Source organism: Prevotella sp. PTAC (assembly GCF_013166535.1).
GTDB lineage: Bacteria > Bacteroidota > Bacteroidia > Bacteroidales > Bacteroidaceae > Prevotella.
Window position 1 is genome coordinate 172,482 of record NZ_JABKKK010000002.1, and the last position, 18,836, is coordinate 191,317.

At 51.2% G+C, this 18,836-nt stretch carries 10 protein-coding genes; 5 read left to right on the forward strand and 5 right to left on the reverse strand.

Translation table 11 applies throughout. The annotated features are described in order from the left end of the window. Window positions 1-782 precede the first annotated feature (782 nt). From HPS53_RS02435 to HPS53_RS02455, 5 genes are all read left to right on the forward strand, one after another. Complete coding sequence (locus HPS53_RS02435; protein ID WP_172204121.1) at window positions 783-3,305, forward strand: TonB-dependent receptor domain-containing protein; 2,523 nt, start codon at window positions 783-785, stop codon at window positions 3,303-3,305. A gap of 279 nt (window positions 3,306-3,584) precedes the next feature. Continuing rightward, entirely contained in the window at window positions 3,585-4,727 is a 1,143-nt protein-coding gene (locus HPS53_RS02440) for an efflux RND transporter periplasmic adaptor subunit (protein WP_172204122.1), read from the forward strand. 24 nt (window positions 4,728-4,751) lie between these two features. Then, the gene (locus HPS53_RS02445; protein ID WP_172204123.1) at window positions 4,752-7,871 is read left to right on the forward strand and encodes an efflux RND transporter permease subunit; all 3,120 of its coding nucleotides are present in this window, start codon (window positions 4,752-4,754) and stop codon (window positions 7,869-7,871) included. A 12-nt stretch (window positions 7,872-7,883) separates the two neighbouring features. Then, window positions 7,884-9,062 (forward strand): TolC family protein, encoded by a 1,179-nt coding sequence (locus HPS53_RS02450; RefSeq protein WP_172204124.1) that lies wholly within the window; start codon window positions 7,884-7,886, stop codon window positions 9,060-9,062. 352 nt (window positions 9,063-9,414) lie between these two features. Next, window positions 9,415-10,152, forward strand: coding sequence for a nitroreductase family protein (locus HPS53_RS02455; protein ID WP_172204125.1), 738 nt, complete (start codon window positions 9,415-9,417; stop codon window positions 10,150-10,152). A 71-nt stretch (window positions 10,153-10,223) separates the two neighbouring features. On the opposite strand, the gene HPS53_RS02460 is transcribed toward HPS53_RS02455, so the two are convergent. The 5 genes from HPS53_RS02460 to HPS53_RS02475 form a co-directional block, all read right to left on the reverse strand. Beyond that, window positions 10,224-11,693 carry an MFS transporter gene (locus tag HPS53_RS02460; protein WP_104370237.1) on the reverse strand — a complete coding sequence of 490 codons (1,470 nt, stop codon included), beginning with the start codon at window positions 11,691-11,693 and terminating at the stop codon, window positions 10,224-10,226. 129 nt (window positions 11,694-11,822) lie between these two features. Next, a complete protein-coding gene (locus tag HPS53_RS02465) occupies window positions 11,823-14,315 on the reverse strand; it encodes a bifunctional UDP-N-acetylmuramoyl-tripeptide:D-alanyl-D-alanine ligase/alanine racemase (RefSeq protein ID WP_172204126.1) in 2,493 nt (830 codons plus the stop codon). 73 nt (window positions 14,316-14,388) lie between these two features. Next, window positions 14,389-15,225, reverse strand: coding sequence for a GSCFA domain-containing protein (locus HPS53_RS02470; RefSeq protein WP_172204127.1), 837 nt, complete (start codon window positions 15,223-15,225; stop codon window positions 14,389-14,391). A 117-nt stretch (window positions 15,226-15,342) separates the two neighbouring features. Then, on the reverse strand, window positions 15,343-15,477 hold the full coding sequence (locus HPS53_RS12685; RefSeq protein ID WP_256372905.1) for a hypothetical protein: 135 nt from the start codon (window positions 15,475-15,477) through the stop codon (window positions 15,343-15,345). A gap of 539 nt (window positions 15,478-16,016) precedes the next feature. Further along, on the reverse strand, window positions 16,017-18,743 hold the full coding sequence (locus HPS53_RS02475) for a bifunctional fucokinase/fucose-1-phosphate guanylyltransferase (RefSeq protein WP_104370240.1): 2,727 nt from the start codon (window positions 18,741-18,743) through the stop codon (window positions 16,017-16,019). Window positions 18,744-18,836: the final 93 nt, after the last annotated feature.

An 18,836-nucleotide genomic window follows, 5' to 3' on the forward strand; every position in this document is an offset into this window, starting at 1 on the left:
TTCATGCTCCCAAACGTTTTTTTTCGTCCGGAAATGACATAGAAGACACACTCTTTTTTGTCACTTTACTATACAATACGATACCACTGACTGTAAATATTTACTACTTCAGATTCGGAAATCCGGAGTAACCGCACACGCTTTTCACCACTTCCCATATCCTGTATTTGTTTCTGATTACAGAACAGCCCACCATTTGTGGCCAAGCAGCCAAAATACATATTGCATCATACAAAAGAGAAAACGCCACAGCCTACGTGTTATCCGATCGCAAAGGTGCTTTGTAACACCATCCGGACGGATATTTCATTTCAATAAACGCACAAATGAGAAATACGCCCAAACAGGGTTGTCCCGTATCGAAACCCGTTCCGAGCTTTAAAACTGATAGCAGACATTTATGTTCGTTTTCACAATATCCAAAAAACAATTGGCTACCCATCGTACTAAAAAAACGTTAATTTTTAACTCTTTTTGCATCCGAAAACCATATCACAACGTCTATCATTCAAATGCGCCATATACGTCGGTCTAATGAGGCAAATCCATGTACGCAGGGCATCGGAAAGACACGACATGCGCTGATAACACAACGAATATTTTAATAACGTAAAATAAAGTTAACGTGTTTTAAAATCGGGGGGGGTAATTTCATTTACCCATAATTGTTTATCTTTGCACGAAGAAAGCGATAAAAATCTGCACAATGAAAGTCGCCGTACGCAAAAACGTGACAATATGTAAACCCTTAGAAAACGGACAGAACATCAAAAAAGACAATAATGAGAACAAAAGGAAAAATCATGCTCATGGCTATGGCGATGCTGTTGACAAGCATCTGCGCCATGGCACAAGCAGGAAAGACAGTTGAGGTAAGAGGTACGCTGAAAGACTCGCTTACCTCAGAAGGCGAACCTTATGCCACAATCAAAATCACGAAGAAAGGCAATGACAGCAAACCGCTGAAAATGGGCGTGACGGACAAGACGGGAAAATTCATCCTGAAAACATCCGGCACGGGCGAAATGACGATAACCATCAGTTCGGTGGGCCGCAAGCCGGTGGTAAAAGACTTCACCGTGAAACCGGCAGATAAAATCATAGACCTCGGAACGCTGCTCACAAGCGACGCAGGCAACGAACTGCAACAAGTGGTGATAAAATCGCAGAAACCGCTTGTAAAGGCCGACATCGACAAGATCACATATAACATGGAAGACGATCCCGACTCGAAATCGAACACGGTTCTCGAAATGCTGCGCAAGGTTCCGCTCGTGACCGTCGACGGAGAAGACAACATCAAAGTGAACGGAAAATCATCGTTCAAGGTTTACGTGAACGGCAAACCGAACAAGATGATGAGCGACAACCCGACGGAAGTGCTCAAAAGTCTGCCGGCGAACTCGGTGAAGCACATCGAGGTAATCACCAATCCCGGCCCGAAGTACGATGCCGAGGGCGTGGGCGGAATACTGAACATCGTAACGGTGGGCGGCGGGCTCGAAGGATACACCGCCACGCTGAGAGCCGACGCACGGAACCAAGGACTGGGCGGAGGCGGATTCGGCACGGTGAAAAGCGGAAAACTGACCGTGAGCGCACGCTACAACTACAACCACCACGACAATCCGAAAAACTACTCGGAAACCCGACGCACCACGATAGGCGAGATTACGGGCAGCTCATCAGACCTCGCAACGTCAAGCGAGACCAAATATAAAGGCAATTCGCACTCGGGAAGCATCGAGGCGAGCTACGAGATAGACACGTTGCGGCTACTTACAATGGAGTTCGGACTATGGGGAAACAACAGCGACTCGCACACCCTTACCACATCACGCGGACTGATGCCCGGCACGGGGGCCGAGCTTTACTACGGACAGGCAACCGTCGGCGGTAACAACTCGCGCTTCTCGATAAACGGCGGCATAGACTACCAACGGCTGTTCAAGGTGAAAGACAGGATGCTGACACTGTCATACCGGGTGAGCACCAGTCCGAGCACGAGCGACTCATACTCCAAATACTACGACACGAGAGCCGCCGACCAGCAATGGCAGGACTTCGTCGACAAACTGAAAGAACAGCAGACGGACGGGAAACAGAACACGGCGGAACACACTTTCCAGGCAGACTACACCACGCCGATAGGCAAGGCGCACACAGTGGAGGCCGGAGTGAAATACATACTGAGGAACAACACGTCGGAAAACTACCGCCGGCAGAAAGATTTGGCCGACGGAGAGTTTGAAGACGATATGGACCACAGCTCGCACTACAAGCACCGCAACGACATACTCGCCGCCTACACGGGCTACGGACTGAAAGCGGGCAAATGGTCGGGACGGCTCGGACTGAGATACGAGCACACCCTGCAAGACGTCAAATACCTGCTTGGGCGGGGCACGGATTTCAGTAAAGACTTCGACGACATAGTGCCGTCGGCAAGCATCGGATACAAACTCACGGAAACATCAAACCTCCGGTTGGGCTACAACATGCGCATATACCGACCCGGAATATGGTATCTCAACCCTTACTTTGACGACACCGACCCCACATACATACGCCAGGGAAACCCCGAACTGACATCGGAGAAGACACACTCGGCAAACATCAGTTACAGCAACTTCGCCCAAAAGCTCAATTACAATATACACATCGGCTACTCGACGACGAACAACAGCATCGAGAGCGTATCGGAACTCGTGTCCGACCTGACACTCGTGGACAAGGGTTTGCAAAAGCCCACGGGGAAAGACGTGATATACTCTACATACAAGAACATCGGAAAGTCGAAAAGCCTGGACATCAGCCTGTACGCAAACTGGAACGCGACAAGTTCCACACGTATATATGCCAACACATATATACGCTACGCACACCTCGAAGACGGCATGACACTGCGCAACCACGGATGGTTCATGAACGCCAACGGAGGCATACAGCAAAGCCTGCCGAAGGAATGGCGGATAAGCGTCAACGGCTTTTACCAGTCACCGTGGATAATGCTCCAAGGAAAGGGCACCCCGTGGTTTGATTACAGCATAAACGTGAACAAGTCGTTCTTGAAAAAGCGACTGACGATATCGGCCTTCGCAAGCAACTTCTTCAATAAGTATGCCTCGACAGACTGGTCGGAGCAAAGCGCCAACTTCATGAGCCAAAGCACCCACAGAATGCAAAGGATGCGCTACGGGATAAGCCTGAATTTCAGGATTGGAGAGCTTAAAGCGAGCGTGAAGAAAGCCGAACGCACCGTAAGCAACGACGACGTCAAGAGCAGCGGAGGAAAAGGAGAGTAATATTTCAACAGGATAACACGAAACGCAGGGATCAAGGACGCGGACATGCTTTTTGAATAAACGGAAATCAACGGCTATACATTTGAATATGCATCATTTGTAAATCCAGAACAAACATATTCACATTTTATTCCGAATACAAAAGCATATCCGCGTCCTCAATCCCTATATTCCATATTCTTTCCAAAGAATAAAAAACATCCCCACCCGCCACACCATCCACTTTGCAACCGGGTTGCAAAACCATTGTCTTATTTTTGCATTCTAAATAATAAGACAATGGGAAATAGAGCATATTTATTTGTTTTCGCTTTATCCGGCATAATCGCTGCCGGATGCCACTCGGACCACAATGACCACAAAGAGCCGGAACATGTGGATGATAAAGAAAAGCACGCAGACGAGATTGTTTTCACACATGAACAGGCAGAAGCCGCAGGACTGAGAACGGAGACAGTAAAGCCGGCAGAGTTCCGGTTCGTAATAAAGACCGGAGGACAGATACTCGCAGCCCAAGGCGACGAACGGACAATAGCAGCCACGGCAAGCGGAATAGTGACATTCGCCAAGACCACGACAACGGAAGGAAGCGCTGTAAAAGCCGGTGAGACCGTGGTCGGCATATCGGCAAAGACACTGCAAGACGGTGATCCGGCGGTAAAGGCGAAAGCCGCTTACAAAGCGGCTAAGAAAGAGTTGCGACGTGCCGACAAGCTCGTCTCAGACAAGATAATATCGGAAAAGGAATTTGAACAAATCAGACTGGCATACGAGACCGCAAGGGCCGCATATCAGGGAACGGCCGGAAGCGTCACGGCAAAAGGCGTATCCGTATCTTCACCGATAACAGGGTACATCAAAAGCCTGCTCGTGAATAACGGGGAATATGTCAACGTGGGACAGGCCATAGCCGTAGTGTCTCAAAACAAACGGTTGACACTGAGGGCAGACGTACCGGAAAAAGACTTCAAAGACCTGCACTCCATCAAAAGCGCTAACTTCAAACCGGCATACGAAAATACCGCATACAGCCTCGACAGACTCAACGGACGATTAATATCATACGGAAGGACGGCAACGGCAAACAGTGCCTTTATCCCGGTTACGTTCGAGTTTGACAACATCGGAAGTTTCGTCGCCGGCTCATACGCCGACATATACTTATTGTCAGACAGACGGGATAACATCATCAGCGTACCATTATCGGCCATTACGGAAGAACAAGGCCTGAAATACGTATATCTGCAAGCGGGACACGACATATTCAGGAAGCGGGAAGTGACAACAGGCATGAGCGACGGAAAGCGCATAGAGATAACGAAAGGGTTGAAAACGGGCGACAAAGTAGTGACGACAGGCACTTACCAGGTGAAAATGGCTGCCTCGTCGACATCAATACCGCAGCACAGCCACAACCATTGATAATCGCAAAATAAAGAGCACGACATGTTAAACAAGATAATAAGACTATCGCTCAACAACCGTATGGCCGTAATCGTAGCTGCCGTGATACTGATGATTACAGGACTGTATACCGCCGAGAACATGGAAGTGGATGTTTTCCCCGACCTCAACGCCCCGACGGTCGTCGTGATGACCGAAGCCAACGGCATGGCGCCCGAAGAGGTGGAACGCCTCGTGACGTTTCCTGTGGAGACTGCGGTGAACGGAGCAACAGACGTGCGCAGGGTGCGTTCGTCGTCTACGACGGGATTTTCCGTCGTATGGGTTGAGTTTGACTGGGGAACGGACATATACCGTGCACGCCAGATCGTGTCGGAAAAGATTGCGGCAGTGAAAGAGGAACTGCCGGCAAACGTGAGCAGTCCGACGCTCGGCCCGCAGTCATCGATACTCGGCGAGGTTATGTTTGTGGCCCTGACGGCCGACACCACATCGCTGCAAGAGTTGCGGACGATAGCCGACAGAACCATAAGACCGCGCATACTCGCCACCGGCGGAGTGGCACAGGTGACGGTTCTGGGCGGTGAGATAAAGGAATATCAAATATTGCTGAGCACCGAAAAAATGCGCCACTACGGAGTGGGACTGGACGAAGTGTACCAGGCCGTGCAAGACATGAACCGCAACGCGGCGGGTGGAATTGTCAACGAATACGGCAACGAGTATATAATAAGGGGCATCGTATCTACAGACGATGTGAGGGAAATAGGCAAAGCCGCCGTCAGGACAAGCACAGGCAGCGTCATACGCCTCGACAACATTGCGGAAGTAAAAGTGGGAAACAGCACCCCGAAGATGGGAACTGCATCACACGATACCAAACCGGCAGTGATGATCACCGTAACGAAACAGCCCAACACGGGAACCATCGGCCTTACGGAGAAAATAGACAACGCTCTTGCCGAACTTCAACAGACACTGCCCGGCGACGTGAAGATGTCTACCGACATATACAGACAGGAACGGTTTATCAACAACTCGATAGACAACGTCAAGAAATCACTGTATGAAGGAGGGTTCTTTGTGGTTATAATACTGTTTGTTTTCCTTATGAACGTCCGCACGACCGTTATCTCGCTCGTCACGATCCCGCTGTCTCTCGTGGTCTCAATACTCACCCTGGACCTGCTCGGACTAACCATCAACACGATGAGTCTCGGCGGAATGGCAATAGCGATAGGCTCACTCGTGGACGATGCGATAGTCGACGTGGAGAATGTTTACAGACGGTTACGGCACAACCGGAACTTGCCCATACAAGAACAACGGCCTGCACTGACCGTAATCTTCGAGGCATCGAAAGAGGTGCGCATGCCCATTCTCAACTCAACACTGATTATAATCGTGAGCTTCGTTCCCCTGTTTTTTCTCACCGGTATGGAGGGCAGGATGCTCGCACCGCTCGGAATAGCGTTCATCACGGCTCTGTTCGCATCCACCCTTGTGGCGCTCACCCTTACTCCGGTAATGTGCAGTTATCTGCTGGGTGACAAAAAAGAAGACGGAAAGACCGTCAAAGAACCGATAGTGGCGCGTAAACTGAAAGAAATATACTCAAAAGCGCTCGACAAGGCACTTGCAAACAGCAGGAAAGTACTTGTAGGCACGACGGTGGTTCTCATAGCCTCACTCGTGATTTTCGCCGGGTTGGGACGCAGTTTCCTACCGCCGTTCAACGAAGGCTCGTTCACAATAAACATCAGTGCCATGCCTGGCATCTCTCTCGAAGAATCCGACAGGATCGGACGAAAAGCGGAAGAAATACTGCTCACCGTTCCCGAAATCAAGACCGTGGGCAGAAAGACGGGCCGGGCAGAGCTCGACGAGCATGCTCTCGGCTCGAATGTATCCGAGATAGAAGCCCCGTTTGTGCTCGACAAGCGGTCGAAGGATGAGGTGCTCCACGACATCCGCGACAAACTAAAAGCCATACCGGGAGTAAACATCGAAGTGGGAGCACCGATAACACACCGCATTGACGCCATGTTGTCCGGCACTCAGGCCGGCATCGCGGTAAAACTGTTCGGCAAGGATCTTAATAAGATGTATTCGATAGGCAACAAGATAAAAGAGAAAATCGAACATATCGACGGTATAACAGACCTCAACGTGGAGCAGCAAGTGGAGTGTCCGCAGTTGAAAATAATTCCGAAACGGGACATAATGGTAAAATACGGTATTACCATGCCCGAGTTTACATCCGTCGTCAACACACTGCTCGCCGGCGAAACGGTATCTTCCGTATATGAAGGAAACAGGACTATAGATCTCGTACTGAAAGTAAACGATGACAGCAGATCAACAGCCGAAAGGATAAAGAACATCATCGTGGACGTGAACGGAACGAATGTACCGCTCGGCAACATAGCAGATGTGGTGTCGGCAATGGGGCCTAACACGATAAACCGGGAGAACGTGGCACGCAAGATTGTAATATCGGCAAACGTATCCGGCCGTGATCTTATCGGAGTGGTAAATGACATAAAAAAGGAAATCGGTGAGAATATCACATTGCCCGACGGATACCACATAGAATACGGCGGACAGTTCGAGAGCGAACAGACAGCGGCACGCACACTTCTGGCCACATCAGTAATCTCGATACTAATCATTTTCATGCTGTTGTTCAACCAGTTCAAAAACGTCAGGCAATCGGTCGTAATACTTCTAAACCTGCCTCTGTCGCTAATCGGCGGCATACTGGCCGTGAGCATCACGGACGGCGTAATCAGCATTCCGGCAATCATAGGTTTCATATCACTATTCGGAATAGCGACACGAAACGGGATGTTGCTGATTGCACGCTACAACGATTTGCGCTCGGAGGGCATGAGCCTTACGGAAAGTGTGAAAACAGGCTCTGCCGACCGCCTGAACCCTATCATAATGACCGCCCTCACATCGGCACTCGCATTAATACCGCTTGTAATTGGCGGCGATCTGCCAGGCAATGAAATACAAAGTCCGATGGCAAAAGTCATTCTCGGCGGACTGTTTACATCCACACTGCTCAACGGTTTCATCATTCCGATAATGTATATAATAACCAACAGGAAACAGGCCGGAAAAGAAACGGCAACAACCGAACACCAATTACAATAATACAATAGAGAGATGAAAAGACTACCGATAATAATAATGGCCATAATGACGGCAGCGGCACTGCACGCACAGAACAAAATAGCCGATGTGCTGAACGTCATCGAGCAAAACAATACAACACTGAAGGTTCTCGCTGAGGATATGAAGACACAAAAAACAGGCAACCGCACCGACATGACGCTACCAGACCCTGAGATTGGTTTCGGGTACCTTTGGGGCAGTCCGAAAACAGTCGGCATAAAAAAGGACGTGAGCGTGTCACAGAGCTTCGACTTCGCAACAATATCGGGAATAAAGAGTAAAGTCGCAGACAAAAAAGACTTGCTTGCCGAATGGCAATATAAAACCGAGAGAATGAACATACTGCTCGAAGCGAAACAATGCTGCATAGACCTCATTTACTATAACGCCATGCTCAAAGAACTTACCGCAAGAACAGAACATGCACGTGAAATGGCGACAGCGCAAAAGAGACGGCTCGACAGCGGAGACGGGAACATAATCGAATACAACAGTGCCTTGCTCAATCTGACTGCCACCGAGGCCGAACTTACAAGAATCGAAACAGAGCGTGACGCCACCGCCACACAGTTGGCGAGACTCAACGGCGGGGAAGGCATCACCTTGTCGGACAATGAATTCGAACCAATCGCAATGCCCAAGGATTTCGACGAATGGTATGCGACAGCCGAAAAGAAAAGTCCCGCACTGGCGTATGTGAGACAGCAAATAGAGGTCGGCAAAAAGGAAGTAGCCTTGAACAAAGCCATGGGACTACCGGCTTTCTCATTAGGATACCAAGGCGAGTTTGTGAAAGGAGAGCGTCATCAGGGCATTACCGTAGGCTTTTCGATACCGTTATGGGCAAACAAAAACAAAGTAAAACAGGCAAAAGCGGCCGTCCGTGCGGCAGAAGCGAGGGAAGCTGACGCAAAACAGCAGTTTTACGGCAATCTGAGAACATTGTTTCACCGCACCACCGGCCTGAAAGTCACCGCCGACAAATACCGTTCGGTACTAATATCGGCCGACAACAGCGTACCATTGAAAAAAGCCCTCGATGCCGGACAAATATCCATACAGGAATATCTGACAGGAATAAGCCTTTATTATGACTCCAAAGATCGGGCCATTGAAGCGGAACGTGACTATCAGAAAGCATACGCCGAACTATCGGCCGCAGAACTATAAGTTCTCAATCAACCCGAAATAGTATACATAAAATATATCAACACACGTTTGTTTGGGTGGCAAACATAAATCCCTCAAGCACATGAAATCACTTAAACGGCGTTTGTTTAAGTGATTTTATATTTATTTTCCCATAACGCCAAATACCCCAATCCTACCAAAACAGAAACTCGGTTAGCTGTGATTTGCTTTAAAATTTGTATATTTGCAGTATGAATGAAAGGCATGGCAAACAAGCCGCCATACATTTGGCCCAATCCGGCAATACTATTAAACAAGGCCGGTCATATATCAAATAAAAACAATTGCACTATTAAATAAAAGCTATACGATAATCAAAACAATTATGCGAATGAATACAATAAACACAAGACGCAGTATACGCAAATATTCCGACAGGGAAGTGAGCGAAGAGTTATTAAACAAATTGCTCACCGAGGCGGGACGCACCCAGACGATGGGCAACCTTCAACTTTACAGTGTGGTTGTGACGCGCTCGGAGGAAGTCAAAAAACAGCTTGCGCCCGCTCATTTCAACCAGCCAATGGTGACGAACGCACCCGTGGTACTTACTATATGCGCCGACTATAACCGAACAAGTACATGGTGCCGCAACCGCAAAGCGGAACCTGGATATGATAATTTCCTCTCGTTCATAAATGCCGCGACAGACGCTTTGCTATATACACAGACATTCTGCAATCTCGCCGAAGAAGCCGGGCTCGGCCTGTGCTACCTCGGAACGACGGTATATATGCCGCAAATGATTATCGACACGCTCAAATTGCCCAGGCTCGTAATGCCCGTTGCCACGATTACCCTCGGTTGGCCCGACGAGAACCCACCGCTCACAGACCGGTTGCCGACAGATTCTTTCGTACACCAAGAGACTTACAACGACTATACCCCGCAAGACATCAACCTGTATTACACCGCAAAGGAAGCGTTGGAAGAAAACAGGCACTTCTGCGAGATAAACAATAAAGAGACCCTTGCACAGATATTCACCGACATACGATATACCAAGAAAGACAACGAGGCAATGTCGGTAGGATTGGCCGAAGCCCTGAGACACCAAGGATTTATGTAAAACAGACATATAAAAATGAAGTCGCATCTCTTCGATGCGACTTCATTTTTATATGTCTGTTAATTCGGATGTTACTCCACGACGATTGGCTTGTATTTCGGCACGAGTGTCTTCATTATCGTCCAGCCAATCAAATAAGCCACGGCACAAATACAGAATATTATCATATATCCCGCAGGTTTACCCTCAAACCCTAAGAATGAGAATGCCGCACCTTGATTTTCAGCGTATGTAAACAACATACCCGAGCCCGAGTTAATAAGAAGCGAGCCTATACCTCCGGCCATGGCGCCAATTCCCGTGATTGTGGCAATAGTGCTCTTGGGGAACATGTCACCGATAGTAGAGAACAGGTTGGCAGACCATGCCTGATGCCCGGCACCGGCAAGACCGATAATCAATGCCGGCCACCATGCCGGATCGATTGGAGAACCGCTCCAATCAGCCAACGGCTGGGCGAAAAGAGCCAGTATCGGGAAGAACGCGAAGAGCAACATGGCACGCATACGGCCGGCATAAGCGCCCATTCCTTTTTTCTCTACGAAATACTTGGGCAGGTAACCGCCGAATATCGAAAGCACTGTAACTATGGCATAAAGTACGAATATAAGCGCCTGGCCCATACCTGACGAAGACTTATAGCCGAACTGGTCCGAGAAATAGGCAGGAGCCCAGAAAAGGAAGAACCACCATACACCGTCTGTCATGAACTTGCCTACAATGAAAGACCATGTCTGACGATATGTGAAACACTTTCCGAAAGGTATCTGCGGACCTTCGTCATGAGCGTCTTTCGGGTCAACGTCTGCCGCTGTGTCCTGATTGATATATGTAAGCTCAGCATCGTTCACATAAGCGGATTTGCTGGGTTTGTCGTAAAGGAACACCCAACCGGCCATCCAGATAAATCCGAGCGCACCGATAATGATAAACGCCATCTCCCAACCGAGATGCTCGGCAAGTGTGGGAATGGTGATCGGAGCTGCCAGGGCACCCACCGAAGCGCCCGCATTGAATATTGACGTAGCGAAAGCACGGTCTTTCTTGGGGAAATACTCTGCCGTCACCTTTATGGCAGCGGGGAAGTTTCCTGCCTCACCGGCAGCAAGCACGCTGCGGCAGAAGAGGAACAGATATACGCTGAGCGTAGCGATGGAAAGCGCCGTCGCTGAGCCTGCCTCCACCGCTCTGAGAGCCTCCACCGACTCAAGCCCTTCCACCTGCATTGTCACCCAACCGCATCCTGCATGCAGACAAGCGCCGAGCGACCATACGAAGATTGCCCAAAGATAACCTTTCTTTGTGCCCATCCAGTCGATAAACTTACCTGCGAAGAGGCAGAATACCGCATAAAGAATTGAGAACGCACCGGTGATGAGTCCGTAGTCGGCATCCGTCCAGTGAAACTCGGGAGCGATAAAGTCCTTCCATGTAAGCGAAAGAACCTGACGATCCATGTAATTTACTGTTGTCGCAAAGAACAACATCGCACAAATGACCCATCTGTAATTGGTCATTTTGGTAGTCTTGATCGAATTCATTTGTTATTAGAGATATTTTTGTTATGTTTTCAGTGCAATCAGTCCTGCTTGCAAAGATACACTATTTTTTCTTATTCTATTAACTTATCATGTATTTATTTCACCTGCATGACGCTTTTGACAGCTTTGTCAATCCTGATAATACACTTTCTTCACTCTTCCGCTTACGCTCGTGAGCACTTCGTACGGTATGGTACCGAGAGAGTCCGAGAGCACCGTCACCGGCAGATTACCGCCGAAAATCTCCACCGCGTCACCCTCTTTGCAGTCTATTCCCGTCACGTCTATCATAGCCACATCCATGCATATATTGCCCACGTAAGGTGCCCTGCATCCGTTTACGAGACAATGGCACCGCCCGTTGCCGAGACGCCGGTTCAGTCCGTCGGCATATCCGATGGGTATCGCCGCTATGACGCTGTCCCGTTCGAGTATGCCTTTACGACTGTAACCCACCGTTTCTTCCTTAGGCACATTTCTCAGTTGCAGGATTGTGGTTTTAAGAGTGCTCACCGTATTGAGCACTCTGTTGTCACGGCTGTCTATTCCATACAGTCCCAGGCCGAGACGGCACATGTCGAGCTGTCTTTCGGGGAAGTGCTCTATGCCTGCCGAGTTGTCCATGTGCCGCAAAATCTTATGGTCGAACGCCGATTGCAGACGGCCGGCGGCCTCGGTAAACAGCGTGAACTGCCTTGCGGAAAATTCATCGAAGCCGTCGCTGTCGGCCCCGACGAAATGTGAGAACACCGAGCGCGGTATGATCGCGTTCTGCCGTTTCAGCCTGTATATCACCTCTTCCATGTCTTTCTCCGGGTCGAAACCGAGACGGTGCATGCCCGTATCGAGCTTTATATGTACCGGATAGCCCGTTATCCCCTCACGCTCGGCGGCCTTAACGAGAGCGTCCATCAGCCTGAAACTATACACCTCCGGCTCAAGGTCATAGTCAAACATTGTCTTGAAAGCCGTCATCTCGGGATTCATTATCATTATATTGCTTGTAATCCCGTTCTTTCTCAGCGTGACACCCTCATCGGCCACGGCCACCGCAAGATAGTCCACGCGGTGGTCCTGCAACGTTTTAGCCACCTCCACAGAGCCTGTGCCGTAGGCATCGGCCTTTACCATGCACACCAGTTTTGTCTCGGGCCGCATGAACGAACGGTAAAAATTGAGGTTTGCCACCACCGCGTTAAGGTTCACTTCGAGTATCGTCTCGTGAACTTTCAGCTCGAGCAGTTCCGTTATGCGGTCGAAACCAAACATCCTCGACCCTTTTATCAATATAACCTCGTCATGTAACGATCGGAATACATCACTGTCTACAAATTGCGCCGTGCCCGTAAAGAAATACTTTTCCGCCACGCCTATACATGCCGCACACGACTCTATATCCTTTCCTATACCGATAAATTTCCGCACCCCTCGCTTCACCGCCAGCTCCGAGACTTCCTTGTATAATGCCTCGGGGCGCTCGCCGCTCTGGTGAATGTCACTCAGTATCAGCGTGCGCTTGCGTCCGTTATGATCCGGACGGCGGTTCATGAAATCAAGAGCAATGTCAAGCGAGTTCACATCAGAGTTGTAAGAGTCGTTTATCAACGTGCACCCGCCGTTCCCTTCCTTCACTTCAAGGCGCATGGCCACCGGTTCGAGACGGCCCATCCTGCTGTCGAGCTCCTCCGGCTCCACTCCAAGATAAAGAGCGGCGCAGGCACAGGCGAAAGAGCATTTCACCGAGGCCTCATCAATAAAAGGCAGATGATACTCGCCGGCCACACCTTTATATATATAGCACACCCTCACCGACTGGCTGCCGTCGGCATCCTGCCGTTCTACGGATATATCCTTGAAATACATCGGCGCGTTACTATCCGTCGTGCTCCACCCTATACGCTCGCCCTTGAAATCAGCCCTACGGATATTGCGGCTCACCACAGCGTCATCCGAATCGTATATGACTACCTTGGCATCGTGAAACAAGGATATCTTCTCGCCGCACTTCTCGTCCATAGACCGGAAATTCTCCTGATGCGCCGAGCCGAGCGACGTGATTACCCCGATGGTCGGCTGTATTATGTCGCGCAAGGCGTTCATCTCTCCCGGCTCGCTGATTCCGGCCTCAAACAGTCCCACTTCCGTATTCTCACCCAGCAGCCATACCGATAACGGCACTCCTATCTGCGAGTTATACGACTTCGGCGAGCGTGTGACCACCATCTGAGGCGAGAGCAACTGACTGAGCCACTCTTTCACCATCGTCTTCCCGTTGGAGCCGGTAATGCCTACAACAGGTATGTCAAATTCGTCACGGTGACGCTCTGCAAGACGCTGCAACGCCGCAAGCGGGCTTACCACCTTAAGGAAATTGGCGTCGGCATAATCGCCGGCGGCATTCTCCGGTACGTGCCTCACCACAAAATTACGCACCCCGCGGCGATAAAGGTCGGCAATATAGTTATGACCGTCGTTGCGTTCGGAGCGCAACGCGAAAAACAAAGTCTCTTCAGGAAAACACAGCGAGCGGCTATCCGTGAGTATCCACCTGATATCAGTGTCGGTATTTCCTATGCGCCGTGCCCCGATGAGCGTTATTATCTGCTCTATGCCATACTTCATTTCATTCTCTTTTTTATGTGAAAAACATTGCGCCGCACTGTAACGGCACTCCGTTTAATGTTTACTACCAAATTCACCGCAACCTGCCTTTCATCTCCACAATACCCTCATCCAACTCTAAACCCGAATATTTTCTTGACAGTTCAGCAACCTTTAACATCGTTTTATCCATGAAAGCCCGGTATTCGTCAGAGTCGGGGTTGAACGGCTTGTGACCCAGCGCATCCTTGACTGGCTTCCAGTCCTTTACAAATTGCCGCGCGGCATCACTCAGATACACGTCATGCAACCGTTGCCAGATATATTCCACCGCCTGAGGCGACGGATGCAACATATCAGGCGAGTGGAAACGGTAATCCCGCAACTCATCGTTCATAATCTCATACGCCGGGAAATACACACAGTTGCCATAACGCTTCACCACACATTCGGCAGCGAGCAGCAGCACAGCCTTGGACAGCCGGCTGCCGTGATATCCGTATTTGGCATATCTGATAGGGCTGACAGTGAGCACCACCTTCACTCCCGCGTTTCTACCTACAAGGATATCCACCGCCCTGGAAAGATAACCGGCACACTCATCCACCGTAAGTTCCTGCTCATCGAAAAGAGCCTGCGGCCGTTTCCGGCAATTGTCCACTATCTCCCCCGTGGCTTTCAGGCGGTACACGTGGTTTGTGCCCAGAGTGATAAACGCCGTTCCCGGCGCTTCGTCACAGCGCTCCACTGTGTGCAGTATGCTTGCCGGATTATACATCACGCCATAAGGATTTACCACAGCCCTGAACTTCTCTTCCTCAAACCTGCGTCCTATATTGTCCGCAAAGCACGAGCCCACGAAGAGCATCTTCTCCTGCGGCTCTATCGCAAAACCGGGCGACGGCACGTCCACTATCGTCATCAATTCCATGCTTTCACTTTTAAATCACCGTAACCCTACGTTACAAGACGCAAAAATACTGAAAAAATATCATTGGATGATATTTTCCCAGTATTTTTATTACGCAAATCCTATATATGCGATATATCAGAACGCTACACCAACACCGAAAGATATTCTGCTCTTGCCGATAAAACCGTCAAGTTCCGGCTTTACCGACCAACGGTACTGATATGCCAGGCGGACGGCGAAGTAGCTGTACTTCACACATATACCGACCACCGTAGATATGGCAAAGACGAATATCCATGCTTATTACGGTGATGTATTCCGTTGTCGCCCGCCGGTGTGACGCGCTCTCCATGTATAAAGATGTAAAGAAAACTACCAAGAATTTAACATTTGAAAAATCGTGAAATAGAAAACGGAAAGTGGTTTCCGGACAGTTTTTATATGTTTTTCTCACCGCTATTCTGCGACGGGATACCCGTTGGAACGCATTTAGCGGCATATTGCGATGCGTTTAGCGGCCCGTTGGAACGCAACGGGCCGCTAAACGCATGACAACCGGATACCAATCAGCCCGATCCGATCCGTAAAAACGGGAGATTTTGTAACCGAGACGAAGAGTTATCCATATATACCCCTGACACACAGCAAATTGCGCCAAGCAGCAAAATACGGCGCTATTTCCGGCCTCGGGATGTGTATTTCAAAACAATCGAGTATTCCGGAGGCTTTTGTAATAATTATTCCGAGTCGTATACGCATGCCTGCCGGAAAAGCGGATGCAGGCCGATACCCGGCATGACAGGGAGCTTTCAGCTCCTGCTCACCTGCAGTCCCTTCCTGCTGAGCGACATCTCCACGAAACGTGCGTTGGCGTTGGTTCGGTTTTCGTTTATCGTCTGCTTGATGCGCGCTGCCGCCTCCGGATCTTTGGCCACCATATAGAGATAGCCTCCGCCGCCGGCTCCGGGCAGTTTGTAGCCCAGACATAGGTCGTCCACCAGATCGGTGACGGCCCTCACGGCAGCCGGGTTGGTGCCACTGTCAAGCGCCTGATTTTGTTGCCACGTCTTTCCGACGAGCAGGCCTGCCCGGTGGAAGTCTTGCCGCTGTATGGCCTCGTACATGTCCATGGTGTGCGCCTTCATCTCGCGCAGCAACCGCAACTGGTCGCCACGGTTGAGGAACATGCGCCGCACTATCTCCGAGAGTATGTTCTTGGCCGTGCGGGTGATGCCGGTATAATATAATAGGTGGCAACGGGCATATTCGGGCTGCGTGTATATATCGTCAGGCAACCAGCGCACAAGCGGGTCTTGTTCAAACCCGCGGGCGGTCTGCAACAGTTTCACGCCGTGCAGCACTCCGCCGAACTGGTCTTGCCAGCCGCCGCCGGTGGTGAGCAACTGCTCGAGCACAAGCGTCCGCTTGCCAATCTCGGCCTTGTCCCACGCCAGAGAGCAGAAGTCGCTCACCGCTCCGAGCACCGTGGCGGCGAGAATGCTGCTCGTGCCGAGCCCGCTGCCGGCGGGAATGGCCGACAGCAGGGTCAGCTCTATTCCGCAACCGAAATCCTCGAGCTGCGCACGGAGCGACGGGTATGGCTCGACGCTGTAACCGGGCTGGAAACCGGCGAGCACAAGCGCAGCCTTGGGAATGGAGAACGGGCTGCCCACATGGGTGAAATCGGCCAGTTGCCCGTATGTGTCTATCACCTCAACAGCGCCGAGGTCGATGCTGCGGAGCACGATGTGGGGCTCACGGCATGGGCGCACGTAGGTCTGCAAGGGCGGCTGTCCGTTCAGTTCGATGGCGAGGTTTATCACGTTGCCGCCCTCAGTGAGGCAGAACGGCGGCGTGTCTGTCCATCCACCGGCAATGTCTATGCGCACGGGGCTGCGCCCCCACACTATCTGGTCGCTGTATACCGACATGCGCGGACTCTGCTTCCGGGCGAGCACGGTCTCGGTGAGTCCCTCGCGCAGCAGGCCGAACGCACGGCTCTCGTCGGCCGCATGGTCGCGGCCGGCAAGGCGATTGACCTCCGAGCGGAACATGGCATCGTTTATTCTCTTCATCAACGGCTGCGTGACGGGCAGTTCGGCGGGCAGAGGTATGCCGGCGGCGGCAAAGTCGCGGGCGGCATCGTCGAGGTCGAGCTGATAGAAAACGCTGTGCTCGTGGTTGTCGGCCAACTCGCTCCAACAGTCGCGGCGGAAGCGGCGGCGCTGCTCCACAAGGCGCACGAGATTGGCCTCGGTGGATATCTGCTCGGCACTCAGCAGGGTGGCACCGTCGGTATCGGTCTCGCCGCCCAGCATGGCCTGCAGCGCACGGCCCATGTCATCGGCATTGTCGAACACGGGGAACATGGGCACCTGCTGCATGGCGCCGGCAAACTTGTCGTCTATCATATACGGACGGACCACCCACTCGCTCTCACCCACCGGCACGATGTCAACGCACTGTCCCGGATTGAGAGTTATCCGCCAGTCGTTGACCGGTACTCCGGTGACGATATTGTCCGTGCTGAGCGTCCATCCGGCAGCCACATGGCTGTTTTCGATCCACAGGTTACGGTTGTCTTCCGTTATCTTTATGTCCACACGTGAGTTCTGTATGAATATCGACGGGTGGGGTTTGCGGCCGTTGTGCATTATCTCACGCTGGTCATTGACTATATTCTGTATGGCAAGAGTAGACGAAATCATCTCGCGGCTCGTGCCGTAGTGGTAAAACTCGCCTCCCGGCAGGGGCAGAATGGCCACGCTCAGCGAGCGCAGCTCGTCGTCCACGATTTGCGGATCGGTGCCGAGCGCACGCCCGAAATCGGAATACAGGTCGTATTCGGTGATATCCTTACCACGGCCGGAGCGCTCCATGAGCAGGCTGACGGCACGGTCGCTGAGCATCCACACGCCTATGTCGGTAAGGTAAAAACTTGTTTGCAGAAGGTCGTTAAGTTCGGATATGCCCGGTTTTTGGAGCATCCGCTTCAGCACAGATGGCGACTTGCGGTCGCTGACGAACACTCCGTGGTCGGTGGCGATGGACGAATCGAGCCACAGGCCGTAGCACACCACGTCGGCATCGGGCACGGGCGGCAGTTGCTCGGCAGCGCGTATATATACGTCGCCGCTTACAATCATAGTATGGATATTGTCGGGCGCGAGGCGCATCAGACGCTCATACAGCGGAAGTTGCAGGTCGAGCAGCGTCTGCGCAAGGCGCTGTCCGCGCTCCCATCTGAACACGGGAACGGGTGTAAGTATCTTACCCGACGGAGCATAAGACGGCAACCGGCGGCTCTGGCCTCCGGCATGGAGCAGTATGCGGCGCCCGGATGCAAGCCAGCCGGCGAAATCACGACCCTCACTCTCTGCCTCATGACACTGTTCGAGCAACCACGTGGTGCCTCCGCCACTGCCGAGTTTGTGCCCCACAGGGTCATTTGTACAAAAATACTCATCACGGGACAACCCCGTTATGTCATGAAAACTGCCCACAAGGTTGGGCGGAAGTGATAGCAACTTTTTCATAATCTTTATGGAATTAGCAAAGCAAAGGTAGTGCAAAACAACCACACAGCAAAAACAACAGAGCATGCCAAACGGCCGATAAGGTTAAAACAG